General features: G+C 65.0%; 23 protein-coding genes. 5 read left to right on the top strand and 18 right to left on the bottom strand.

Annotation, left to right across the window (positions count from 1 at the left end):
* The 3 genes from AC0QTX_RS18995 to AC0QTX_RS18985 form a co-directional block, all read right to left on the bottom strand.
* A complete protein-coding gene (locus tag AC0QTX_RS18995) occupies positions 1-1,284 on the bottom strand; it encodes an ABC transporter substrate-binding protein (protein WP_474605381.1) in 1,284 nt (427 codons plus the stop codon).
* Positions 1,285-1,366: 82 nt separating this feature from the next.
* A complete protein-coding gene (locus AC0QTX_RS18990; RefSeq protein WP_474605380.1) occupies positions 1,367-2,365 on the bottom strand; it encodes an ABC transporter ATP-binding protein in 999 nt (332 codons plus the stop codon).
* A 46-nt stretch (positions 2,366-2,411) separates the two neighbouring features.
* A complete protein-coding gene (locus tag AC0QTX_RS18985; RefSeq protein ID WP_474605409.1) occupies positions 2,412-3,221 on the bottom strand; it encodes an HAD family hydrolase in 810 nt (269 codons plus the stop codon).
* A gap of 196 nt (positions 3,222-3,417) precedes the next feature.
* Between AC0QTX_RS18985 and AC0QTX_RS18980 the strand changes: the two genes are divergently transcribed.
* Positions 3,418-4,215 (top strand): DeoR/GlpR family DNA-binding transcription regulator, encoded by a 798-nt coding sequence (locus AC0QTX_RS18980; RefSeq protein WP_474605379.1) that lies wholly within the window; start codon positions 3,418-3,420, stop codon positions 4,213-4,215.
* Between the two features lie 55 nt (positions 4,216-4,270).
* Here the strand turns inward: AC0QTX_RS18980 and AC0QTX_RS18975 are convergent, their stop codons facing one another.
* Together AC0QTX_RS18975 and AC0QTX_RS18970 are read right to left on the bottom strand one after the other, a co-directional pair.
* Positions 4,271-4,576 (bottom strand): hypothetical protein, encoded by a 306-nt coding sequence (locus tag AC0QTX_RS18975; protein WP_474605378.1) that lies wholly within the window; start codon positions 4,574-4,576, stop codon positions 4,271-4,273.
* A 1,113-nt stretch (positions 4,577-5,689) separates the two neighbouring features.
* Entirely contained in the window at positions 5,690-6,232 is a 543-nt protein-coding gene (locus tag AC0QTX_RS18970) for a hypothetical protein (protein WP_474605377.1), read from the bottom strand.
* 460 nt (positions 6,233-6,692) lie between these two features.
* Here AC0QTX_RS18970 and AC0QTX_RS18965 point away from each other — a divergent pair, with 460 nt between their 5' ends.
* The gene (locus AC0QTX_RS18965; RefSeq protein ID WP_474605376.1) at positions 6,693-7,406 is read left to right on the top strand and encodes a hypothetical protein; all 714 of its coding nucleotides are present in this window, start codon (positions 6,693-6,695) and stop codon (positions 7,404-7,406) included.
* A gap of 55 nt (positions 7,407-7,461) precedes the next feature.
* Positions 7,462-7,692 carry an aldehyde dehydrogenase family protein gene (locus AC0QTX_RS18960; protein WP_474605375.1) on the top strand — a complete coding sequence of 77 codons (231 nt, stop codon included), beginning with the start codon at positions 7,462-7,464 and terminating at the stop codon, positions 7,690-7,692.
* Positions 7,693-7,845: 153 nt separating this feature from the next.
* Here the strand turns inward: AC0QTX_RS18960 and AC0QTX_RS18955 are convergent, their stop codons facing one another.
* Positions 7,846-8,043 carry a hypothetical protein gene (locus tag AC0QTX_RS18955; protein WP_474605374.1) on the bottom strand — a complete coding sequence of 66 codons (198 nt, stop codon included), beginning with the start codon at positions 8,041-8,043 and terminating at the stop codon, positions 7,846-7,848.
* A 34-nt stretch (positions 8,044-8,077) separates the two neighbouring features.
* Positions 8,078-8,650 carry a PRC-barrel domain-containing protein gene (locus tag AC0QTX_RS18950; RefSeq protein WP_474605373.1) on the bottom strand — a complete coding sequence of 191 codons (573 nt, stop codon included), beginning with the start codon at positions 8,648-8,650 and terminating at the stop codon, positions 8,078-8,080.
* A 226-nt stretch (positions 8,651-8,876) separates the two neighbouring features.
* Here AC0QTX_RS18950 and AC0QTX_RS18945 point away from each other — a divergent pair, with 226 nt between their 5' ends.
* Positions 8,877-9,143 carry a hypothetical protein gene (locus AC0QTX_RS18945; RefSeq protein ID WP_474605372.1) on the top strand — a complete coding sequence of 89 codons (267 nt, stop codon included), beginning with the start codon at positions 8,877-8,879 and terminating at the stop codon, positions 9,141-9,143.
* A 339-nt stretch (positions 9,144-9,482) separates the two neighbouring features.
* Here AC0QTX_RS18945 and AC0QTX_RS18940 read toward each other — a convergent pair whose 3' ends face one another.
* Both AC0QTX_RS18940 and AC0QTX_RS18935 read right to left on the bottom strand, forming a co-directional pair.
* A complete protein-coding gene (locus AC0QTX_RS18940) occupies positions 9,483-9,872 on the bottom strand; it encodes a YbaN family protein (RefSeq protein ID WP_474605371.1) in 390 nt (129 codons plus the stop codon).
* A 270-nt stretch (positions 9,873-10,142) separates the two neighbouring features.
* Positions 10,143-10,412, bottom strand: coding sequence for a hypothetical protein (locus tag AC0QTX_RS18935; RefSeq protein ID WP_474605370.1), 270 nt, complete (start codon positions 10,410-10,412; stop codon positions 10,143-10,145).
* Positions 10,413-10,802: 390 nt separating this feature from the next.
* Here AC0QTX_RS18935 and AC0QTX_RS18930 point away from each other — a divergent pair, with 390 nt between their 5' ends.
* Positions 10,803-11,390, top strand: coding sequence for a TetR/AcrR family transcriptional regulator (locus AC0QTX_RS18930; protein WP_474605369.1), 588 nt, complete (start codon positions 10,803-10,805; stop codon positions 11,388-11,390).
* A gap of 12 nt (positions 11,391-11,402) precedes the next feature.
* On the opposite strand, the gene AC0QTX_RS18925 is transcribed toward AC0QTX_RS18930, so the two are convergent.
* The 9 genes from AC0QTX_RS18925 to AC0QTX_RS18885 form a co-directional block, all read right to left on the bottom strand.
* Positions 11,403-12,698, bottom strand: a complete 1,296-nt coding sequence (locus tag AC0QTX_RS18925) for an amidase (RefSeq protein WP_474605368.1) — start codon at positions 12,696-12,698, stop codon at positions 11,403-11,405.
* Positions 12,699-12,779: 81 nt separating this feature from the next.
* Positions 12,780-14,927: a sensor histidine kinase gene (locus AC0QTX_RS18920; RefSeq protein WP_474605367.1), complete on the bottom strand. Its 2,148-nt coding sequence runs from the start codon at positions 14,925-14,927 to the stop codon at positions 12,780-12,782.
* Between the two features lie 4 nt (positions 14,928-14,931).
* Positions 14,932-15,981, bottom strand: a complete 1,050-nt coding sequence (locus AC0QTX_RS18915) for a sensor histidine kinase (RefSeq protein WP_474605366.1) — start codon at positions 15,979-15,981, stop codon at positions 14,932-14,934.
* 8 nt (positions 15,982-15,989) lie between these two features.
* Positions 15,990-16,439, bottom strand: coding sequence for a response regulator (locus AC0QTX_RS18910; protein WP_474605365.1), 450 nt, complete (start codon positions 16,437-16,439; stop codon positions 15,990-15,992).
* Positions 16,440-18,704 (bottom strand): ATP-binding protein, encoded by a 2,265-nt coding sequence (locus AC0QTX_RS18905; RefSeq protein ID WP_474605364.1) that lies wholly within the window; start codon positions 18,702-18,704, stop codon positions 16,440-16,442.
* Complete coding sequence (locus AC0QTX_RS18900) at positions 18,701-19,267, bottom strand: biliverdin-producing heme oxygenase (protein ID WP_474605363.1); 567 nt, start codon at positions 19,265-19,267, stop codon at positions 18,701-18,703. Before AC0QTX_RS18900 ends, AC0QTX_RS18905 begins: the two co-directional genes overlap by 4 nt.
* On the bottom strand, positions 19,264-20,019 hold the full coding sequence (locus tag AC0QTX_RS18895) for an ABC transporter permease (RefSeq protein WP_474605362.1): 756 nt from the start codon (positions 20,017-20,019) through the stop codon (positions 19,264-19,266). The genes AC0QTX_RS18900 and AC0QTX_RS18895 overlap by 4 nt, the downstream gene beginning before the upstream one ends.
* On the bottom strand, positions 20,016-20,954 hold the full coding sequence (locus AC0QTX_RS18890; RefSeq protein WP_474605361.1) for an ABC transporter ATP-binding protein: 939 nt from the start codon (positions 20,952-20,954) through the stop codon (positions 20,016-20,018). The genes AC0QTX_RS18895 and AC0QTX_RS18890 overlap by 4 nt, the downstream gene beginning before the upstream one ends.
* Positions 20,951-22,117 carry an ABC transporter permease gene (locus AC0QTX_RS18885; protein WP_474605408.1) on the bottom strand — a complete coding sequence of 389 codons (1,167 nt, stop codon included), beginning with the start codon at positions 22,115-22,117 and terminating at the stop codon, positions 20,951-20,953. Before AC0QTX_RS18885 ends, AC0QTX_RS18890 begins: the two co-directional genes overlap by 4 nt.
* Positions 22,118-22,193: the final 76 nt, after the last annotated feature.

Below are 22,193 nucleotides of genomic sequence, written 5' to 3'. Positions count from 1 at the left end.
CTACTTGTAGCGGCTCAGCACGCGCTCGGATTGCTTCTGGGCGCTCTCGAGGGCTTCCTGCGGGCTCTGGGTGCCCGTCACCGCCGCCTGCACGGCATCGTTGACGATCTTGTAGATGCGTCCGTTGTCATGCACCGACAGCTCGGCCACCGCGTGCTTGAGCTGGTCGCGCGCCACGACGGCCTGCGGGAAGTCCTTGACATAGGCCTTCATCGTCTCGGTTTCGTAGGCCGCCGGAGTCACGGCCACGTAACCGGTCTTGATGCTCCACTCGGCGGCGCGCTCGGGAGCCGTCGCCCAGCGGATGAACTTCACGGCGGCCTTCTGCTGCTCAGGGCTCGCGCTCTTGAAGACGTAGAAGTTGCCGCCGCCCGTGGGGGATCCGCGCTGCTCCTTGGCCGGCAGCATGGCAACGCCGAAGTTGAACTTGGCGCCTTCCTTCACGGCGGTCAGGTTGCCCGTGGTGTGCCACATCATGGCGGTCTTGCCTTCGAGGAAGTCCGTGCGAAGGGTGCCCCACTCCACGGCGCCCTTCGGCATCACCCCGTCCTTGGCGGAGAGATCGACCCAGTATTGAAGAGCCTCGACGGTCTTCTTCTCGTTGAAGAAGGTCTTGTTGCCGGCCTCGTTCATGAGCTTCTGGCCGTTCTCGATGGCGAGCGCCTGCAGCATCCAGTAGCCGTAGCCCGTCGACGGGATCTCGACGCCCCAGCGGGTGACGTTGCCGGAGGCGTCCTTCTTCACGAGCTTCTTCGACATCTCGGCCATCTCGGCCCAGGTCGTCGGGGGCTTCTCAGGGTCGAGACCGGCTTCCTTGAACGCGTCCTTGTTGTAGTAGAGGACGATGGTGGAGCGCTGGAACGGCACGCTCCAGGTCTTGCCGTCGACCTGGCCGTTTTCCATGAAGGCGGGATAGAAGCTGTTGAGCCATTCCTTGCCGTCGGCTCCCGCAAGCTCGTCGATCGGCACGATGGCCTTCTCGTCCATCAGCGTGAACAGATCGGTGGAGAACAGCACCGACAGCTGCGGCGGCTGGCCGCCCTTCATGGCCGTCATGGCCTTGGTCATGGTGTCGGTGTAGTTGCCCGCATACACCGCCTCGATCTTGATGTCCGGGTTCTCCTTCTGGAACCGCTGCACCATGTCGTCGATGATCTTCGTGACCGGGCCGCCGACCGCGACCGGATAGTACATGGTCAGGTCGACCGCTTGAGCGGCGGTCGCGCCGAGGCTGGCGAGCGTCATGAAACCTGCCGTGAGCAGGGCCTTCGTCTTGAACTTCATGGTATCCTCCCTCTTCGATTTTCTTGGAAACCATACGCCTGCGGCTAGAGCCGCCTGCGTCCCCTTCAGAAAGAAGCGACCGTCAGGCCGAAGCACGATTCGCACGGCGCTTCCCGCTGTCCCTCTCAAACAGATGTATGTGACGGTTTTGCCATTCGAGCCCGACCTGCGTGCCGGCCGGCAGGGAGCAATAGCCGGTCTGGCGCACGGAGACGGTTTCACCCTTCACATCGCAGAGAATGATGCTGTCCGCCCCCAGGTACTCGACGGCCCTGACGGTCGCCGGTATCCCGTCCCGTTCGACCACGGAGATGTGCTCGGGCCGCACGCCGAGCATGGCGTCGCCCTGCCAGGAGATGATGTTCATGGGAGGAGTTCCGATGAAGCGGGCCGTGAAGTCGCTCGCCGGCTCGTTGTAGAGCTCGTGCGGGGCGCCGTTCTGCTCGATATGGCCGTCGCGCATGAGGATCACCCGGTCGGCCATGGTCATGGCCTCGGTCTGGTCATGGGTGACGTAGACCATGGTCATGCCGAGCCTCTGCTGCAGGCTGCGGATCTCGGTCCGCATCTCGTGACGCAGCTTGGCGTCGAGGTTCGACAGGGGCTCGTCCATCAGGCAGACGGCAGCTTCCGCAATGATCGCGCGCCCGAGGGCGACGCGCTGGCGCTGGCCGCCGGAGAGCTGGGAGGGTTTTCTCTCGAGCAATTGGCTGAGTCCGACGATATCGGCCACCTTCTTCAGCCTCTCGTCCCGCTCGGCGCGCCCGACGCCGCGTACCTTCAGACCGAAGATGATGTTTTCGGCGACGTTGAGGTGGGGAAAGAGCGCATAGGACTGGAACACCATGGAGATGCGGCGCTCGGCGGGAGAGAGATGCGTCACGTCGCGTCCGCCGATGGTGATGGTGCCGGAATCGACCTCCTCGAGTCCCGCGATCAGCCGAAGGGTCGTGGACTTGCCGCATCCGGAAGGACCAAGAAGAACCAGGAGCGTTCCAGCCTCGGCCTTGAAGCTGATCCGCTCGACACCTCCGACGCCGCCCCAGGTTTTCGACACGGCATTGACGATGATTTCAGACATGAGCGTCGACCCTGTGGCTTTTCATATCAGACGATCTCTTTTCATATCAGACGATCTCCTGGCTTTTGGCCCTGAGCAGCAGGCTTGCGAGCTCCGCGAAGCCGTCTCCCGAATGTCCTTTTGTGATGTAGGCGGGCTTGTGCGTCAGCCGGTGCGCGAAGGCCTGGATGTTGGCGACGCCGACGCTCAGCGGGAAGGCCGCGAACATGGGCTCGTCGTTGGGCGAATCGCCCGCATAGATCACGGCGTTCTTCGCCTCGTCCCAACCGATCCCGAACACGTCCGCCAGCAGGGTCCTGGCCATGCTGAGCTTGTCGTACTCGCCGAACCAGCCGTTCACGTGGATCGAGCTGACCTTCGCCTGCGCGCCGGCCGTCTCGAAGATCGACACGATCCGGTCGATCTCGGTTTCGGGCAGAGCCGGCACGTCCTCGCAGAAATCGATGGCGAGATCCGCCAGGCGATAGGGCTGGTCGCTCGCCAGCGCCGAGCCCGGCACCGCCGCCAGCACGTCCTTCTCGACGGCATCGAGCCTGATCCGGTTCTGCTTCAGCTCGTCGAGGCTCGCCCAGAAATGCTGCTGCATGGTCTTCCGCTCGCGATCGTAGCGGAAGTACAAGGCGCCGTTCTCCCCCACCACCGCGTCGACCGGCCACATGCGGGCGATGTGATCGCACCAGCCGGCGGGACGGCCCGTCACCGGGATGACGATGAAGCCCGCACGATGCAGCTCTTCGAGGGCGCCATAGGCCTTCGCCGTCAGCACGCCCTCCGTCGTCACCGTGTCATCGATGTCGGTCAGAACCACGCGGACGGCCCGCGCCGCCTCCAGGGGAAGCGTCGACAGGGGCTTCATGCTGCCGCCTTGTTCAGGCGAGGCAAGGCCGTGCGTCGGCTCTGGGTCCATTTCTCTCCCCGGATGAGCTCATCAGGTATTTTTTGTGGAGCTTAGGAACAGAAACTTGGGAGATCAAGCATAATAATGTGGAATGTCCAAAATTTTTGTGAGAGGAATTCAGGACAAGCATCCAGGCTGTTCCAGGATTGACCACATGTCCTTCTCAGAGGGGAAAAAGGCGACCCGCCAACGCGTGATCATGACCGAACTGGCGCTCAGTCCCAGCGTCAGGACGTCCGAGCTGGCCATGCAGCTCGGCGTATCGGCCGAAACGGTCCGGCGCGACATCGAGGAGCTGACGCGGCGCGGGCTCGTCAGCCGCACCTATGGCGGGGCGACAGGGCTCCAGCTCGGGCTGCAGCCCGGGTTTCAGGATCGTGACGCAACGGCAGTCCAGGAGCGCGACGCCATTGCCCGCATGGCCGTTCAGATGGTGAAACCGGGCGATGTGCTGATGATCGATTCAGGATCGACGACGGCTCATTTCGCCCGCGCCCTCGCCTACTCGGTGGACAGCCTGACGGTGATCACCAACTGTCTGGCCGTGGCCCAGGCGCTGGCACCTCAGAAGAAAACCCGGGTCGTGTTCTGCCCCGGCGAGTTCTCGGCGCACGAGGGCGGCGTATACGGCCCCGAGACCTGCGCCTTCCTGGGCCGGTTCAACGCGGACATCACGTTCATCGGGGCCAGCGGCCTGACCCTCGACGGACCGAACGACGTGGAGTCGGATGCCTGCTGGGTCAAGCGCAAGATGCTGGAACGGGCCGAGCGACGGGCGCTCCTCGTCACCTCCAGCAAGTTCAACCGGCGCCATCTCGAGCTCGTGTGCCCGCTCGGGCATCTCTCGGACGTGGTGACGGAGGCGCTTCCGGCCGGCCCTCTTGTCGATGCCTTTCATGCAGGCGGCGTTGCCCTGCACGTCAGCCCAACCCATCATTCTGCGAAAGCGTAGCCCGGCGGATTCCGCCGAGATGCGGCAGGGCGCTGACGGCCCGGCCCGCGCTCGCTCACGCCCCGCGGCTGTCCAGGTAGACTCGCGCCGCCTTGAGGGTCGACGCGCATTGAGGGGTGCTGCCGAGGATGCTTTCGGGAGCGGTCTGACCGGTCCAGACGCTCAGGGCCGTCGTCACAACCCATAGGGGCTCGGCCATGGCGCGATCGGCCAGTCCCGGCAGCGAGGCTTCGGCGCAGGTTCTCACATCCGCAATGACGGCCTGAGGCGCCTGCACCTTCGCCAGGCGCTCGCTCATCTCCGCCTGGAGCGGATCGACGATCAGCAGGCCGACGAGGGAAGCCAGAAGTTCCTGAAACATGATTGCCTTCTTGCCGGCGGACGGATCGGAAACGATCCGACATCACGCAGGCGCCACCGCTTCCTGCGTCAGAGGGGCCCGGATCAGGGGTCTGTTTGAAACGTAAGCATGAGAGGACGCCATTCAAGGCCGGCCCGCTCCGGGAAGGCGCGATGCCGCGGCCGCGCCGGTGCGGGCGTCGCTGTCCGGATGAGGCCGGGTCCAGCGCGAGATTCTTCATCCTCCACGGTTCGAATTCATGCTCCGGCGGAGCGGAAAGGTCCGAGGCGGACCGTCACCCATGGCGGTTGACGTTCTCGACCCGGGGCGACCATCGCGCTTCAACTCAGATCGGGCCCCGGATCCCGGCCGCCTATCCAAAGGGCCGAGGGTGAGGGTGGGATGTAGGGCTAAAGTCCAAGACTTTAGTCCGTATCACAAGAGACGAAGTCCTAGTACTTCAGCGGTACCCCTTGAGAGATCCAACAAAACGTAGAAATATTCCTACAAAAACAATACTGTCTAAGTATAACTCTCAAATACTACCTCAGTTATAATGGAGTATTCATGCAACTTCGGCTTCTTGTCGGGGCAATTGCCCTTTTGTCTTCAACAAGTGCATTCGCTGCAGACTTATCGGTCAGAAATTCCAACCGATATACTACGCAGAAGTCGTCTGCCGTTGTTGTAGGAAAAGCTCCTGTCACACGAAATCAGGACGTCAGACGATCCAAGATCGTCAGGACGCCGTCCCGCTCACCGCGAAACCGTGCTCTCGCGACGGGTCCGGCGTCGGTTGCCGGTCAGAGGGCGGCAGCACAACCGGTCTATACCGAGAACGTGGACGCATCGTTCCAGCGCTACTGCCAGCCCGTCGTGGTCCGTGGCCTGTTCGGGCCGCGTCAGGTGTGGGAATGCCCCACATATCCGCGCGAGCCACTAGCAAGAGGCGTCATCAACACGGATCGGACAAGCGACGGCCCGGTGGCCAGCGCCGGGCTCGCCTCGCCTTCGGCGCCCGGCCCCGTCACTGGAGGCCCGAGCAACCCTCCCAATTCCGGCGGGGGAACGGGCGGAAGCAACAACCCACCGCAGAGCGGCGGCACCGGCCCGGTCGCCGGCGGCCCACCGAGTTCAGGAGGTCAGACGCCTGATCAGGATGGCCCGGCGAACCCGGGCGGAGGGACTAGTCCTGGCGGCGGCACGAATCCCGGAGGCGGCACGAATCCTGGAGGCGGGACGAATCCCGGTGGCGGCACGAATCCTGGAGGTGGCACGAACCCGGGTGGTGGAACCAATCCAGGTGGCGGCACCAATCCAGGTGGCGGCACCAATCCTGGTGGCGGCACGAATCCGGGTGGTGGGACCAATCCCGGAGGTGGCCATAGCGGCGGCGGCAAGGGAGGAGGTCACCACGGAGGCGGTCACCATGGAGGCGGTGGACACCACGGGGGAGGTCACCATGGAGGTGGACACCACGGCGGTGGGCACCACGGCGGCTATGATGGCGGCGGCCATCATGGCGGTGGTTCGTCCGGCGGGGGGCATGGTGGCGGCCACGGCGGCAAGGGCCATGAGGGTGGCGGTCGCGATGACAGCAAGGGCCATGGCGGCAAGGGGTCCGACGACGGTAAAGGCCGCGACGGCGGCAAGGATGATGACCGGGGCGGCAACCACAGCGGTCGCGATGGCGACGACCGCGGCGGCAATCGCGGCGGCGATCGGGACGGCGGCAAAGGAGGCGGCAAGCGCTAACCTGACGGCCGATCGAATTCACGGAAAGGGCGCCGGAGCGCCCTTTCCAATCGGCCAGGCTGCTGAACCCCGGGAACGCCTCAGGCGGGCTGCGAAGTCCGCGCTCTCTCAGCGCCGTTCACATCCTCGCCGACATACGATCGGCGTGAAACTGCAGCATGACGGAAGGTGTGATGATGCAGGCGTCTTCTGGCGAAGGGATGAAGCGACAGCTACAGGATTCTTCGGTTCTTTGTTGCATTATATCCTTCGCGCCCGAGACAGTCCCGTGCGGTTCACGCGGACGTCTTCCCCGTGATCTACAGCCTCAAAGTTGCCGCGATTGGCCCTGTATGACCAGGGCTGCGCACAGAAGTGATTTGCGGATCGAATCGTCAGCCTCATGAGTTCCTCACCCCAGTCTCGAAACAACTTCACCTTTCCCTGGTCCGCCGACGATCAATCACGCAACGAGCTCATCGAGAAACTCGAACAGGTCTACAGATTCTGCCACCTGCGCTGGCGGATCCTGGAGCAGTACGGAGAAGCGGCGCGTCCGGTGCTTCGCCGCATCGGCAAGACCCTGGACCAGACGGCTCTGGCCAGCGCGCTGATCGTGCTTCCGAGAGTTTTTGCCGAATGGGACAGGCTCCGTCCCGCCCTGATCTCGAATGCGCGGACCCTGCTTCCGTTCGTTCCGCTGGTGAAGACCGCAGCGGAGGAGGCCCTGGAGCAGGACCCGATCTGGGCACTCCTGGGAGAGTTCAAGACCCTCGCGCCGGACCAGCAGGACAAGGCCGCCAAGAACCTGGCGCTCCTGTGGGCACACTTCGAAGACACCTTCGGGGGCTTGAGCGGCTTCCTCGCGGAGACGCAGACCGAACAGGCGCTCTATCTTGACAAGCTCGATACGGCCTCAAGGCGGATGAAGCTCGCCCGGGGCTTGGATGTGGCGTTCCACTATGTCACGGTCGAAGTGATGCGGCTTTATGTGATCTGCCTGCAGACGAGGCGATCGGACCGGGCTGCCCTCGCGCTCGCGACCTGCGCGGCCACTCTCATCAATCGCGGGCGCATGATGACGCCGGCGATCACCCACCAGGCCACGGCCGCCTGAGGCATCGGACCCGGCAGCGGCTTTGCCCTTTTGAAATCCACCCGATGCTCCAATCGTGGATGAGCGCATCAGTCGCAGTGCACCGGAACGCGTCCAGGATCCGGAGCACGGCGAGCGGATTGCCGCCGACGAGTTGGAAGCCGGCATCAGCTTCGTCCACGCCAACGGACGCTCGGATCCGCCCATGCCGTTCGGCGGCGTGAAGGAATCGGGCTATGGCCGCGAAGGCTCGCATTTCGGCATCCGCGAGTTCACCACCATCAGATCCGTGCTCGTGGAGATCTGAAACGAGCCGGCGCGACAAAGAAAAGGCCTGAGCGGACAAACCGTCAGGCCGTCGAGTTGCCAGAGGGAACGAAGGTATTCGGGGAGACAACGGCCAAGCCTCAGGGCTTGTTCCCGGCCGATACGGATGGCTGGGCATCCTGCCCACGGCAGATCACCGTGGCACAGCCTCGATCTCGTTCTGCTCGACGACTCGTTCGATCAACTCCGCCTGGCCCTTGATGCAGTAGAGCGGCACGCCGCCTGCCGTCATCGGAAGCAGGCGCAGAACCCTGAAGACATCATGAGGGAGATGACGACAGGATGGGTGGGGCCTGACGGCCTGGCCGCCTTTGAACAGGTGCGCGATCATGGCGATCCTCCCGGATGTGACGGAGCTGCGATTGTCAGATCGGCCCGCGGGGAATGTCATGCCAGTAATCCCGCATCTCCTGCTCGCGTCTGCGGTCGGGCCAGACCGTATCGTCGCCATAGAAGGCGGGCGCTCCCTGAACCTGAGCCTCGGTGACGTCGGTGCGGTAGCCTTCGAAGGCCTTGTCGTAGGACAGCTTGTCCCACGGGATCGTGTGGTGATGGACACCCAGACCGAAGAACCCCCCGAAGGTGACGTCGACATAGAGGACGCGGCCGCTCACCTTCTCGATCAGGAGACGCTTGATCGTGCCGATCTGCGTCCCGTGCAGATCGTAGACGGCGGTTCCTTCCACCCGGTCGCTTTCGATCACCGGATGGGATGAGGCCGCGCGGTTGATGGGGCCCCAGAGATAGAAGCCGTTCTCAAGGATGCCCGCCGCCACGATGGCGCGGCTGATGCCGAGATTCCACTCCTCGTCGGGGCCTATCTGCTGCGTCAGGGCCCATGGCCCCAGGTCGTCCGGCAGGGCCTCGCCCGTGGCGCTTTCGGCAAATCCGCGGAGATCGGGAGACGCCTTGGACTGAAACACGTAGTAGGTTCTCATGAGCGCCTCCCCTGCAGCAGGATCGACCGCACCGCCCCCTTCTTACGCATGAGCGGGATCGAAGCCTGCTCATGCGACGATTGTAGACCTCAATCGCCCGACATCAAACAGAGAACATCATGTCGCAAGGCAGCGGCTTGCATCGTTGGAGGAAAGATCGTTCGATGGTAAGCTCGGAGGCGAGCGAAGTGGGCCTCTCATTGCGGGGAAAGAACCGGTGGCAGACTTGGCGATATCCTTGCTGGTCGTCCTTGCGGGCGCAGTCGGAATGCTCCTTCTGCTCCTGACCTGGTTCGGCAGCAGAAGCATCACGCCCGAGATCGAGGACGATCTCGATCCGATTCTGGGCCCTAAGGATCCCACGGCCATCTACGAATCGCACGGCCCCTTCATCCCCATGCCGGCTCATCTGAAGACAAGCGATCAAATGGTGGATTGGATGACCAAGGAGTTGCCGAAGCTGACCGCGGAGATCGCAAACCCCAGGACTTGAACAGCATGCTCCGCGATGGCGAGGGCCGTGCCGAAAATAACGTGAGCCTTCACGGAAACATCAGGGCTGAGGTCACGATGCTGGCCGCATAGGCCATGGCGATCAGAAGCGGTGCGACCATCGCGGCAGAGGCAAGCAGGAAGATGGACAGGCTGAGACTGCGCATGACACCGCTCCTCCGTGAGATGTCTGCAGCCTAGCCGGAACCATGACCGCAACATGGCGCAACCTTGGCCAAACCCGAAACGGGACGGATTTCGAGGTTCTTCGACAACCTGGATGCGGAGCGTCTGCCGCGGACACACCCATGGGGCAGCAGCATTGTCCGCGATCCGCGTATCATGCTTCCGGGATCCGGCTCTCCGATCTCGCTCGCGGCGCGGGGCGTGTTGCGATGTAGAGAGCGACGCTCCCCATGATGATCGCAAGGCCGACAAGAAGGGTGTCGCTCTCCGTCAGCCACAGAATGAGACCATAGGACACCGCAAGCATGCTCAGGGCATAGACCTTGGCGCGCCGCGGAATCGCCCTTTCATCGCGCCACGTGATCAGGAGATGGCCGAAGCGGGGATGGGTGTAGAGCCGCTCGGCCAGAGCCGGATTGGACCTGGCGAAGAACCAGACCGCCAGGAGAACGAACGGCGTCGTCGGCAGAACCGGCAGAAAGATCCCGATCACCCCGAGGGCGAGGCTGCCATAGCCCAGGCAGAGATAGAGGTGGCGCATCATCCGGCTCGGGTTCTCCCAGGCTGACAGGAGGGATCATGACGCCCGTCGGGATGATCGGTGTCAGCGCCCCGATGTACGCGATCTTTCCCGTCTCGGACAGGCAGGATCTCTGTATGATGTGGAATGACGGCGTTCGGATGCGGCAGGTTGCGCGAAACAGTCGCCTGGATCGTCGCAGACCCTACGCGCTTGTCGGCCGGTAAAGCACCGGATCAACGCGCGTCTTTGACGAGTGAATGGCTGAACCCCCCCGAGACCTCGCACGATCGGCTAAAGGATGCTGAAGCACAGAGTGCGAAACAGACCCCAGCGATCCGCCTTGCTGGAGCCCGCGCTCTCTCCCGGCCCCTCTACGGCGTCGATGTTCGTGCGCATAGCCGCTGCCGGGGTCCGGAGGCGGATGGCCTTCGTGACGGATCCCGCCTCTTCGATATCCTTCCAGAAGGTCCCAAGCTCGCTGCGCCAGTTCCGAGGGATGTCCATCGAGGCAGCTGGAGACGGGGGCACGTTTCTCGAAAAGACGTTGTGAAAATCCATCATCTTGAGGGCTCCCTTGACCAGCTGTCCTCGTGAGTACGCAAACCTGGAATCGGATGGGGTTCATTCCCGACTAAGGGCTTATTCCGTTACGGAAACCGAGGGGCGGATTTCGGCCGCTCTTTGTTTTGCATGATGATCATAATATAAACATCGTTCCCGATGCAAGATCTCCTGCCGGGAAATCTTGTCAGGCAAGGCTTTCAGGGCCGCTGGCAGGCCGGTATGGACCCCCTGGCGGAACAGGCTTGAAGACATGAAAAAGGAGCTGAGGTCATGCGGGCGGACCTGTGGACACCCCGGCTGCGCAGTAGTATTATATTGCGCCAGCAGAGTATGAATTCAGCCCGATTGTCAGATCAGCCTGCATCCCCTTCGGGAGAGTGAGACACCATGCGCTATGAAAAAGGCCACAAGGATGCGACGCGCAGGCGGATCGTCGAGGTCGCAGCGAAGAAGCTCCGTCAGGACGGGGTGGAATCCTGCGGCGTCGCGAGCCTCATGGCCAGCGCGGGTCTCACCCATGGCGGCTTCTACAGCCATTTCCCGTCCAAGGATGCTCTGATCGAGGAGGCGCTGGCGGAAGCCATCGATCAGGTCAAGTCCTGGATCGGTTCGGTCGCGGCCTCGAACGAGGACAAGTTCGAAGCCGTGTGCCGCGCGTACCTGAGCCCGCACCACCGCGACAACCCGGAGACCGGATGCGTGGCAGCAGCCATTGCCCCGGAGATCGCCCGGCGTCACCCGGCGGTGCGCGAGATGTTCACGGAAAGCATCGTCGAGCATATCGAGATGCTCGCCAGCCTGCTGCCCGCCAGTGCAACCCCGGAAGCCCGGCGCTCCGTCGCCACGGCCATCATCTCCGGCACGATCGGCATGATGCAGCTCGCGCGCGCCGTCGATGACGAGGAGCTGTCGGACAGGATCCTGGAAGATGGGGTCGCCGCCTGCCTGAGCCTCGCCCGCGCCATCAGCTCCTGACGATCGCGTCTCTCACCACCGTTCCAGTTCCCGCTCCACGCCGGCTGCGATGTCCAGCAGCCGACGATCCTGCCCGTGGCGCGCCACCAGCATGAACCCTGTCGGGCGCTCGCAGCCGGGAAGCGGCAGCGAGATGGCGGTGAGATCGAACTGGTTGCAGAACATCGGATTGCGCAGGATGTGCCAGTCCGTTTTGTTGTAGAGCCTGTCGTCCGCCTCCAGAGGCGCGGTCAGGGGCGCCGAGATGGCCGTCGTCGGCAGCGCCAGCACGTCGATCGGAGCCAGGCGTTCATCCATGGCGGCAGCCAGCGCCGAGCGCTGGCGGACCATGCGGATATAGACCGGCGCCGGAACCGTGCCGCTGCGCGCAATGGACCACCGCACGCGCGGGTCGATCTCGTGGGCCTTCGCTTCAAGCCAGTCCGCGTGAACCTCCGAGGCTTCGATGGAAGCGATCGAGGCTGCGGCGGTGGTCTCCGTCATGGCCGCGAGCAGGTCCTCGATGCCGTGCTCGCCAATCCTTGCGCCAGCCTGCGACAGGCGGCTCAAGGCCGCCTCGAAGGCGCGCTCCACCAGAGGCTCCGTGTCCGAGAACAGGCGCCCGCGGGGAACGCCGATGCGCAAGCCTGAAAGGGGACGGGGCTTGAGCATGGAAGGCTCTTCGCCCGCCATGACCGCATCGGTGAAGGCACAATCCTGAACGGAGCGGGCCAGCGGCCCGACGGAATCAAGGCTGGGCGAGAGCGGGAACACTCCATCCAGGGGAATGCGATGCGCAGTCGGCTTGAACCCGACGATGCCGTTGAGCGCCGCCGGAATGCGCACCGAACCACCCGTGTCGCTGCCGATGGAGATCTCGCTCGTGCCTTCGGCGACGGTGACGCCGGCGCCGGACGACGAGCCTCCCGGAATGCGCAGAGGATCGGCCGCATTGCCCGGCGTGCCGTAATGCGGGTTGAGGCCGAGCCCCGAATAGGCGAACTCGACCATGTTGGTCTTTCCGAGGATGACGGCTCCGGCCCAGCGCAGGCGTCGGACGATCGTCGCGTCCCTCGTGGCCGGAGGCCTGTCGCGCAACGCGATGGAGCCCGCGAGCGTGGTCTCGCCCGCCACATCGAACAGATCCTTGATCGACACGATCGCGCCATCGAGCGGGCCCAGGGAGACGCCCGCACGCCGGCGCGCATCGGCGGCCTCCGCTGCGGCGCGGGCGGCATCATGATAGACCCGCAGGAACACCCGCTCGTCGGCAGCCCGTGCGGCCAGACGCTCCAGGATGGTTTCGAGCTTGTCGCGGACGGTCGTCATCGAGGCACCGGATGGGGGACAGGGCTGTTCAAGCTTGCATCGGAACGACGGTCTTCTGTCAAGCAGGACGATGCCGCCGCCTCAGGACGCGTAGCGCTGCCTGGTCCCGTCGGCATCGTCGGCGTCGGCGACCATGGTGGTGATCGGGAAGGTGATCACGCAGCGAATGCCTGCCGGCGCGAAATCGAGCTTGATCTCGCCCCCGAGCTGCTGCGCCAGGCCGCGCTGGATGAGCTTGGTTCCAAAGCCCTGGCGCTCCGGCTTCCTCACGGTCGGACCGCCGCTTTCGACCCACTCGACAAGCAGGGAGGGCGGAGCGCTTCCGGACGTGACGGCCCACATCACGTGAACCTTTCCCTCCGGCACCGAGAGGCTGCCGTATTTGACCGCGTTCGTCGCCATCTCGTGGATGGCAAGTCCCAAGGCCAGCACGGCGCTCGGCTGGAGGTTGATCTTCGGCCCCTTCAGGCGGATGCGCTGACGCAGGACATCCTGGTAGGGATCGAGCTCGTTCTTCAGCACATCCTCCAGAAGCGCGCCCTGCCAATGGGTGGTCGTCAGAAGATCGTGAGTCTTGGCGAGTCCGTGCAGGCGATCCATGAAGGCGTTCCATGCCGCAGGGTCGGCGTTCTGGGCCGAACGCCGGGTGAGCGAGGCCACCGACTGCACGGTCGCCAGCGTGTTCTTCACGCGATGGTTCAACTCGTGCAGCAGAAGCGCCTGCCGTTCGTCTGCAAGCTTGCGCTCCGTGATCTCCTGCGTGACGCCAACCATGGACAGCTGGCCGTTTTCCCCGGCCCGCGTCCGGCCGCTGACGCGGATCCAGTGCTCGCTGCCGTCGGGCCAGATCGCGCGATACTCCACAAGGAGATCCGTGTTGTTCGCAATCGCCCGCGCCACGGCCTCGGCCTGCATGGCGCGGTCGTCGGGATGGATGGAGGAGACCAGATCCGCGTAGGAGAACGGCTCGTCGCGGCTGCGGCCGAAATTCGCCCGGCAGGTTGCCGAGGTGATGAAGGAGCCTGTCTCCGGCGTGAGCTCCCAGGAGCCGAAATGCCCGGCATTGAGCGCCAGGCGCAGGCGGGCCTCGCTCTCCGCGATCTGCGCGAGAACATCCTCCCGATCGCGCTCGTGCTTGCGGATGTCCGCCGATGCCTCCGCAAGAGCCTTCCTGATCGTGTCGAATTCCAGAACCCGGGTCGTATCCGGTCCCGAGACATCCTCGCCGCGGCCGAGGGCCTGGGCCGCCGCGACGAGCTGGTCGACCGGCCTGGCGATGGCGCGCGACAGGAGGGCCGCCAGGAGCAGACCCAAGAGGACGACCCCGGCCAGGATCATGACCCAGAAGAGCGAGCGCTCGATCGACTGCGCCAGCTCCGAGGTCGGGATGCTGATGACAAAGGACCAGCCATAGGCTGGCGAGAGGCTGAAATAGGTGCGAACCGCGATGCCGTCGAGCGTGACGCTCTGGAGAAGGCCCTCGGAGGACCCAGCAAGCGCCTCCTGCACGTTGGTGCTGGCCAGCTGGCCGACGAACCGCTCCGGCGCGCGGGACCGGGCCACGATCCGCTTGCTGCCGTCGAGCACGGCGGCGTTCCAGCCATCGGCGATCCTCTGATCGCGGATGATGTTCTGAAACGCCTCGGGAGTAATGGCGAGCGACAGGATGTAGCCCACCTGCGCGTCCAGGATGACGGGAACATTGATGGTGATGAGGCGCTCCCCCGTCAGGGAGCCGGTATAGAGGTCCGACACGTGCGGTCTGCGCGTCTCCTGAACCTGCCGAAGAACATCCGGGCGGTTGCTGTCCGGCAGGCGAACGCCGTAAGGCACGCGGGTGTTGAAGATGGCGCGGCCGCCCGGCTCGAAAAGAGCGATCCAGGAAGGATCCGCGAGGCGGACGTCCCTCACCCGATTGTAGAAGCTTTCGAAGTCGCCCTTGGCAAGGGTTGGCGATTGGGACAGGACCCGCATCGCCAAAACCGATTTATCGATTTCCCGATCCAGCAGCAGGCTCAGGGCGCGGGCGGTCTCCTGCATGCGCTGATCGATGGCCTGCTGCTCGGCCCTGTAGCCCGAATAGAAGCCGCCGGTCGCCACGAGGATGATCGGCAGCGAGATGGCGAGCACCAGCCCCCACAAGACCTGCCGCAGGGATGTTCTGGCTCTTCCTGGAAGACCCATAGCCGCTTGCGCAGTCTTCGTTCCGGCCCTGGGTTCCCGCGCCATCGTGCTAGCTCACGTCCTGCGCCGGCATGGTGATGCGCACGAGGGTCGCGGGCTCGCCCGGCGGCCATTCCACTTGGGCATCGAGCTGGCGCGACAAAGCCTTCAGGACCGTGCCGGACGCGCTGTTCTGTGCCGCCTGCTTCTCCTCGGGGCTGAAGGCGTCGTCCGACAGCTGGAACAGCAGCACGCCATCGCGGATGCGTAAGGTGAGCTTCAGCTTCCCATGGCGCTCCCGGTAGGCATGGCTGAGGGCATTGACGACGACTTCGTTGAACAGGAGCGCGATGGGAGCTGCCTTGGCGGCCTCGACTTCCACGTTCTCGACCTCGAATTCCGGTATGATCCTCACCTCGGGCAACGCGGCGGTAAGCTCCTGGCAGAGCCCCTTGGCGAAGCTGGACGCATCGAAGCGCGCCGCGCCCTTGCCGTCGTAGAGATCCCGATGCGCCGCGCCGAGCGCCTGCAGGCGCTCCCTCATGCGGCTGAGGACCTGCCGGACCTTATCGTCCCCGGCCTGGCGGATCTCGATCCCGATCAGGGACAGGAGAAGCTGGAGATTGTTCTTCACCCGATGGTCGAGCTCGTGCAGAAGCGCCGTCTGCCGATCCAGAAGCGCCTGAAGGGCCTCCTGCGCATGCAGCTTGCCGGCCCGTTCGCGCGCTTCCGCAAGCGCCCGCAGGACGGTGCCGGGAAGCCGGTCGAGGCTGTGCTTGAGCACGTAATCCGTGGCACCGCGCTTGAGCGCTTCGACCGCCACCTCTTCGCCGAGCGCCCCGGACACGAACACGAAGGGCGTGCCGGGAGCCCGCGCCTGCACGATCTCCAGGGCGCTCAGCCCGTCGAAGGCAGGAAGCCGGTAATCGGCCAGGATGATGTCCCAGCGCCCGTCCTGCACCGCTCTCGTGAAATCGTCCGCCGTGTCGACCCGCTCCATGGCCACGGAGAGGTCGGCGGAGGCCAGAGCCTCAGTCACCAGCTCAGCATCGAGCGCGCTGTCCTCCAGGAGGAGGATGCGCAGCAACGGGCCGGACTGCGGACGGGTCTGCACGCTCATCGGTGGCGCTATGCTCCGTTGCGCCGCGGCGGCGGCTCGTTGAGGATGGCCCAGAACACCCCGAGGTCCTGGATCGCATCGAAGAACTCGCGGAAGCCCACCGGCTTCACCACGAAGGCATTCACCCCGAGCTCATAGCTGCGCACGAGGTCGGTCTCCTCCCGCGAGGAGGTGAGCATCACAACCGGCGTCTGCTTCAGATGCGGATCGGCCTTCACCTTCTCCAGCACCTCGAGCCCATCGACCTTCGGCAGCTTGAGATCGAGCAGGACCACGGCGGGATCGCTGGTGTTGCGGCTTTCATGCGCGCCGCGGCGGTAGAGGAAATCGAGGGCCTCGGCACCATCGCGCACGATGACGACCTCGTTGGCGAGCTGGCTCTGCTCCAGGGCCGCCAGCGTCAGTTCAAGATCCTTCGGGTTGTCCTCAACCAGCAGGATCGGTTTCAAATCCGGCATTCACGCCGCTCCTTCAGTCGTTGTTTGATCCGGCAGGGCAAGGGAGAAGGTCGCTCCCCGGTCGAGAGCGCCTTCGGCCCAGGTCCGGCCCCCATGTCTTTCGACGATGCGGCGGACATTGGCCAGCCCGATGCCGGTGCCTTCGAAATCCTCCATCCGGTGCAGCCGCTGGAAGACGCCGAACAGCTTGTCGCTGTACTTCATATCGAATCCGACGCCGTTGTCCCGCACGAAAAACACCTTCTCCCCTTCGTTGCGGGTGGAGCCGATCTCGATGCGGGCCCTCTCCCGGGGGCGGGTGTATTTGACGGCATTGTCGAGAAGATTTTCAAACACCAGCCGGATCAGCACCGGATCGGCCGTCACATCGGGCAGGTCGCCGATCACCCATTCGATCCGGCGATCGGCCAAATGCACGGCGAGCTGCTGCCGGATCTCGTCGATCAGGCGATGCATGTCGACCCGCCGCGGCCTGAGGGCCGTGCGGCCCATCTGAGAGAAGCGCAGCAGGTTGTCCACGAGGGTTCCGGCCGTGTAGGCCGAATCGATGATGGTGTCGATGTAGCGCTTGCCTCTCTCCGAGAGCCCGCTCGATTCCTGCTTCTTCAGGAGCTCGGAAAAGCCCACGATGTGCCGGAACGGCGCGCGCAGGTCGTGGGACACCGAATAGGAGAAGGCCTCCAGCTCCTTGTTGCTGCGGCGCAGCTCCTCTGAGATGGCCGCCAGCTCCTCGGCCCGGCGCAGCACGACGCTCACGATGGCGTGGCGCAGTTCCCTGACCGCCTCGATCTCGCTCTGGTCCCAAGGCAGGGACCGCTCCCGCACCGTCTCCCTCCAGATCTCGAAGGAGCGGCGGGGATGGAGCCGCAGGGTGCCGGCTTCTTCCTGCACCGGCTTCTGCGGGTTGCCGCCCCATTTGACGGTCTGGACCACCTCGGGGCGGAACCAGAGCACATAGCTCGAATGCGCCTTCGAGATCGAGATCGCCAGAAGGCCGCTGGCCCGGTCCGTATAGGCCTTTGCCGCCGGGTAGGCCTGAGACAGGTGGTCCGTCGCGAAGACGTCCTCCTGGTTATGCCGCGAGAGCCAGGCGAACAGGGCCTTGACCTCCTCCTCGTCGGGGGTCTGGCCGAGACACCAGCAATGGTCCTGCGTGAGGACGGCCGCGCCTTTCGCCCCGGCCAGGAGCATGAGGTCGTCCGGGTGGTTCACGAGGCCCGCGATGAAATGATCCTCCGCCGCCATATGGGCGAGGAGCCGTGTCTGCACGGTGCCGAGACGCACCCGGTTTTCGGCGAGCGTCGTGTTCTCCCGCGCCTCGAGCTGGAGCGAGAAGATCTGGGTGAGAAAATCGCAGGCGTTGCGCACCTGGAGCGAGACCCGCTTCGGCTCCCTGCTGTGGCAGGAGATCAGGCCCCACAGCCTGCCGTCGCGCAGGATCGAGATCGACATGGAGGCGAGCGTCCCCATGTTGCGCATGTATTCGAGATGCACCGGCGAGACGCTGCGCAGGACGGAGTCGCTCAGGTCCAGGGGCTCAGGGTTCCGCGACTGGATCGGGACCGGGGTGTAGTCGGCATCGGAAATAATGCGAAGACGGTTGCGCCGGTAAAGCTCCCGCGCCTGGGCCGGAATGTCGGAGGCCGGAAAGCGCAGATCGAGATAGGACGGCAGGACCTCGTTGCGGTCCTCGGCAATGACGGTGCCGTTCCAGAGCTCGTCGAAGCGATAGATCAGCACCCGGTCGAACCCGGTCATGCGGCGGATGTCCTTCGCCGCGAGACTGCAGAGAATGTCGACGCTGGAGGCCCCCTGCAGCTGCTCCACGAAGCGGCGCAGGGTGGGATAGAGGGAATCGAGGCTGGAGACGGCCTCCAGGGGCGTTTCCTCGAGCTCCAGGACGGCGCATTCACCTGAGCGGGAGATCGCGGCCTCGTAGGCGCGCTCGCCGCTCGTGGTGGACACGACAATCGTGCGGAGATAGCGCGTGGTTCCGGCGGGCGGCGGATCGGCGAGCTGCGCCTCGAACTCCCGGCGTAAGATCGGCAGAACCTCGGCGAAGGGCCGGCCCAGGGCGGCAGACGGATCGAGCCCAAAGGCCTCGGCGATGTTGGCGCTGGCATAGGCCAGCGTCCGGTCCGAGAGGCTAAGCGCCAGCAGGATCCCGTGCGGCTGGATGCTGCCTGGAATGTGGATCGGCTCCCGGTCGCAGGCGGTGAGGTCGATGTCCTTCGGGTCGGTTTCTTGCGGCGTCTGCAGGGTCATGGGTTCTCGCACAGCCAGTCGTGCATCACGGTGAAGGTCTTTTGTGCGGACTCGACAATCAGATCGTCGGCCTCCGGCGACGACGCTTCCAGAAGCACCGCGCCGAACGATTTCCACATGGCCGCAATATCACGTCCGTAGCTGCGGAAATAGGCGCAGCCCGTCTCCGCGGTATAGCCGAGCCGCCGCTCCACCTCGCGGGCGATGATGGCGCCGCCGAGGGTGGAGCCCTCGACCACGTACATGCTCCCCAGCACGGCCTCCGGCGCAGGGAGCGGCATCAGAGGCTGGCATTGTGGCAAACGCATGATGTCTTCCGATTTTAGTCCTAGGGCGTCGAGGTCCTTCACCAGGTGCTGCGTCTTGCGCCGGCGCTCGAAGAAGGTTCGGTCAGGCGCCTTGCAGACCGCCTGGTCCTCCCAGGCCTTGTGGAACCCGTAGAAGCGGATCAGCAGGTCCCGGTAGGCGTCGCGCGAGGCGATGCGGCGGTCGAGATCCATGGCCGCCTCGATGCGGTCGTGCGCCGCCCGGGTTTCCGACTTGAGACGCGCCAAGATCGTCATGCGGCCTCGTCATTGGGGCGGCCAAGCCGCCTGGCGGCCATTCGTTCGGCCAGTCCCAATCCGTCGTGGATGAGAACCGCCAGCAAGGCAACCACCAATCCGCCCTGAAGGATGAACGCCACGTTGTTCGACTGAAGGCCTGCGATGATGACCTCGCCCAGGCCCTTGGCCGCCACGGTCGATCCGATGGTGGCCGTCCCTAAGCTGATGATGACCGAGAGGCGGATGCCGGCGAGGATCACCGGCAGGGCAAGCGGCAGCTCCACCTGCCACAGGCGCTGGCGGGCATTCATGCCCATGCCCTTGGCGGCCTCGAGCGTACGGGGCGACACCTCCGTCAGGCCGGCCAGCGTGTTCTCGAAGATGGGCAGGAGACCGTAGAGAAACAGTGCGATGAAGGTGGGCTTCTCCCCGAAACCCACGAGCGGCACGGCGATCGCCAGCACGGCGATGGGCGGGAAGGTCTGGCCGATATTCACGAGGCTGCGCGAGAGCGGCAGGAACTCGCGCCCCGATGGCCGGGTGACGAAGATGCCCAGCGCGACCGCCAGGATCGTGCTGGCGAGGGTCGCCAGGAACACGATGCGCAGATGCGCCAGGGTGAGTGCGAGCAGACTGCCCTGATTGTAGATCGCCGGCGCGTTGTTGACGGTCAGCGGCTCGAACGCGAAGGCGAAGAGCTGCGGCACTGTCACGAAGGCCACGAGCAGGAGCAGCGCCGCGGCGCGCAGGATGACGGCACGGGTGCTCATGGGAGGGACCGCCCGTGCCTGAGGATGCCGTCGATGCTGATCCGCCCGACGGAGGCGCCCGACGCATCGGCCACGGGCAGAACCTGCCTGCCGCGCCACATCAGCTGCGACAGCGCATCGCGCAGGCTGGCCAAGACGGATATCGGTTCTCCCTCGGCGTGACCCGGCTCCATCGCATCCTGCACCGTCACGAGGGACAGGAGACGGAAGGGGCGCTCCGCCGTGCCGACAAGCTGCTCCACGAAGGCTTCCGCCGGATGCGTCAGCAGATCCGCCGGCGTGGCATATTGCAGGAGGCGGGCCTGATCCATGACGGCAATCCGGTTGCCCAGATGGAAGGCTTCATTCATGTCGTGCGTCACGAGCACGATGGTGGTGCCGAGCCGTCGCTGGATCGTCAGGAGATCGTCCTGCGCCTTGCCGCGGATGACGGGATCGAGCGACCCGAAAGGCTCGTCCATCAAGAGAAGCGCAGGTCTTGCCGCGAGCGCCCGGGCGACGCCCACGCGCTGCTGCTGGCCGCCCGACAGCTGATGCGGAAATTTCTGCGCGAACTCCCCCGGTTCGAGCTGGAACAGATCGAGCAGCTCCTCGACGCGTGCCGCGACCCGCCGCCTGTCCCAGCCGAGAAGGCGCGGCACCGTGGCGATGTTGTCCGCCACATTGCGGTGAGGGAACAGGCCGTAGCCCTGGATGACATAGCCGATGCGATGCCGGAGCTCGTCCTCGGGAATGGTTGCCGTGTCCTGTCCGTCCACGAGAACGCGGCCCGTATTGGGAACGACGAGCCGGTTGATCATGCGCAGCAGGGTCGACTTGCCGGCCCCCGAGGTGCCGACCACGACCGCGATCTCGCCCTCCCCCACCGTGAAGGACACATCGTCGACGACGATGCTGTCGCCATAGCGCTTGCTGAGATGCTCGATCTCGATCATGCCGCGCCCCCCCGCGTCAGGTCGATGATCGCGTCGAGGATGACGGCCGCGGCGAAGGACAGGGCCACCGTCGGAAAGGCCCCGAGGAGCACCAGGTCGATGGCCGTCTGGCCGATGCCCTGGAACACGAAGGTGCCGAAGCCCCCTCCCCCGATCAGCGCGGCGATCGTGGCCAACCCTAAATTCTGGACCAGCACGATGCGGATGCCCGCCAGAATGAGGGGAAGCGCCAGAGGCAGCTCGATCTGCACCAGGCGCTGCCGCCGCGACATGCCCATGCCCCGCGCGGCCTCGGTGACTTCGGCCGGCACCTGGCTCAAGCCTGCCATCGTGTTGGCCACCAGCGGCAGCAGGGAATAAAGGAACAGCGCGATGAAGGCGGGCGCTGATCCGATGCCGCGGATGCCGAGCGCGGCGGCGAGCGGCACGTTGGCGGCGAGGTACCCGAGCGGCGCGATCAGGATTCCGAAGAGCGCGATGCTCGGGATCGTCTGCACGATGCTGAGCCCCTGCAGGACGGCTGCTCGCAGGGCGGGAACGCGATGGCTTGCCATGCCGAGCGGCAAACCGACGAGACAGGCAGCCAGCATAGAGCCGAGGGCGAGCCACAGGTGCTGGCGCGCCTCGCGCCAGAAGCTGTCCGCCCGGTTCGCATATTCCTTCATCAGGGAAAGATCGTTCCAGGCTCCCGAGAGGAGCAGAAGCGCCAATGCGCCCGCCGCGATCCCCAAGGCCGCAAGCCTCGCCCCGGGTCCGAGGCGCAGGCGCGTCAGGGCGTCGGCGGCAAGCAGCGCGAAGGCCAGGGCGAGAAGCCAGAAGCCGACGGAGGGCGACACGCGGGCGAAGGTGTTGCCGGCCGGGGTGACGAAGCCTGCGGAGAAGCCGACCGCGGGAAAGACCGCGCCGAGCCCGATGGAGGCCGCCGCCAGCCGGACGAGAGGCCTGTGCACCAGCACCGCGCAGAGCGCGACGCCGAGCACCACGGCGATGGTGATGAGAACGCCTGCCGGCGGCAGGGCATCGAAGAGCGGACGCCCTTCGCCCGAGACGATGCGGTTCGCCCGGTACGTGACGAAGGGGCTCGCGAACAGCGCGATTCCTATGAGCCCGGCAATCACGCTCCCGAGCCGGTCCAGGTGCAAGGTGGGGCGCAGGGTGGGCATGCCGGCCGCAGTGGTTCGGGAGGAGATCGTATTCACAAAGCGTCCGGCCTTCGTCGTGCAGTTCGGACTTCGAATC

Source organism: Microvirga sp. jy35, assembly GCF_056148915.1.
The sequence above is the reverse complement of the archived record's forward strand: the minus strand, read 5'-3'. Positions and strand labels throughout refer to the sequence as shown.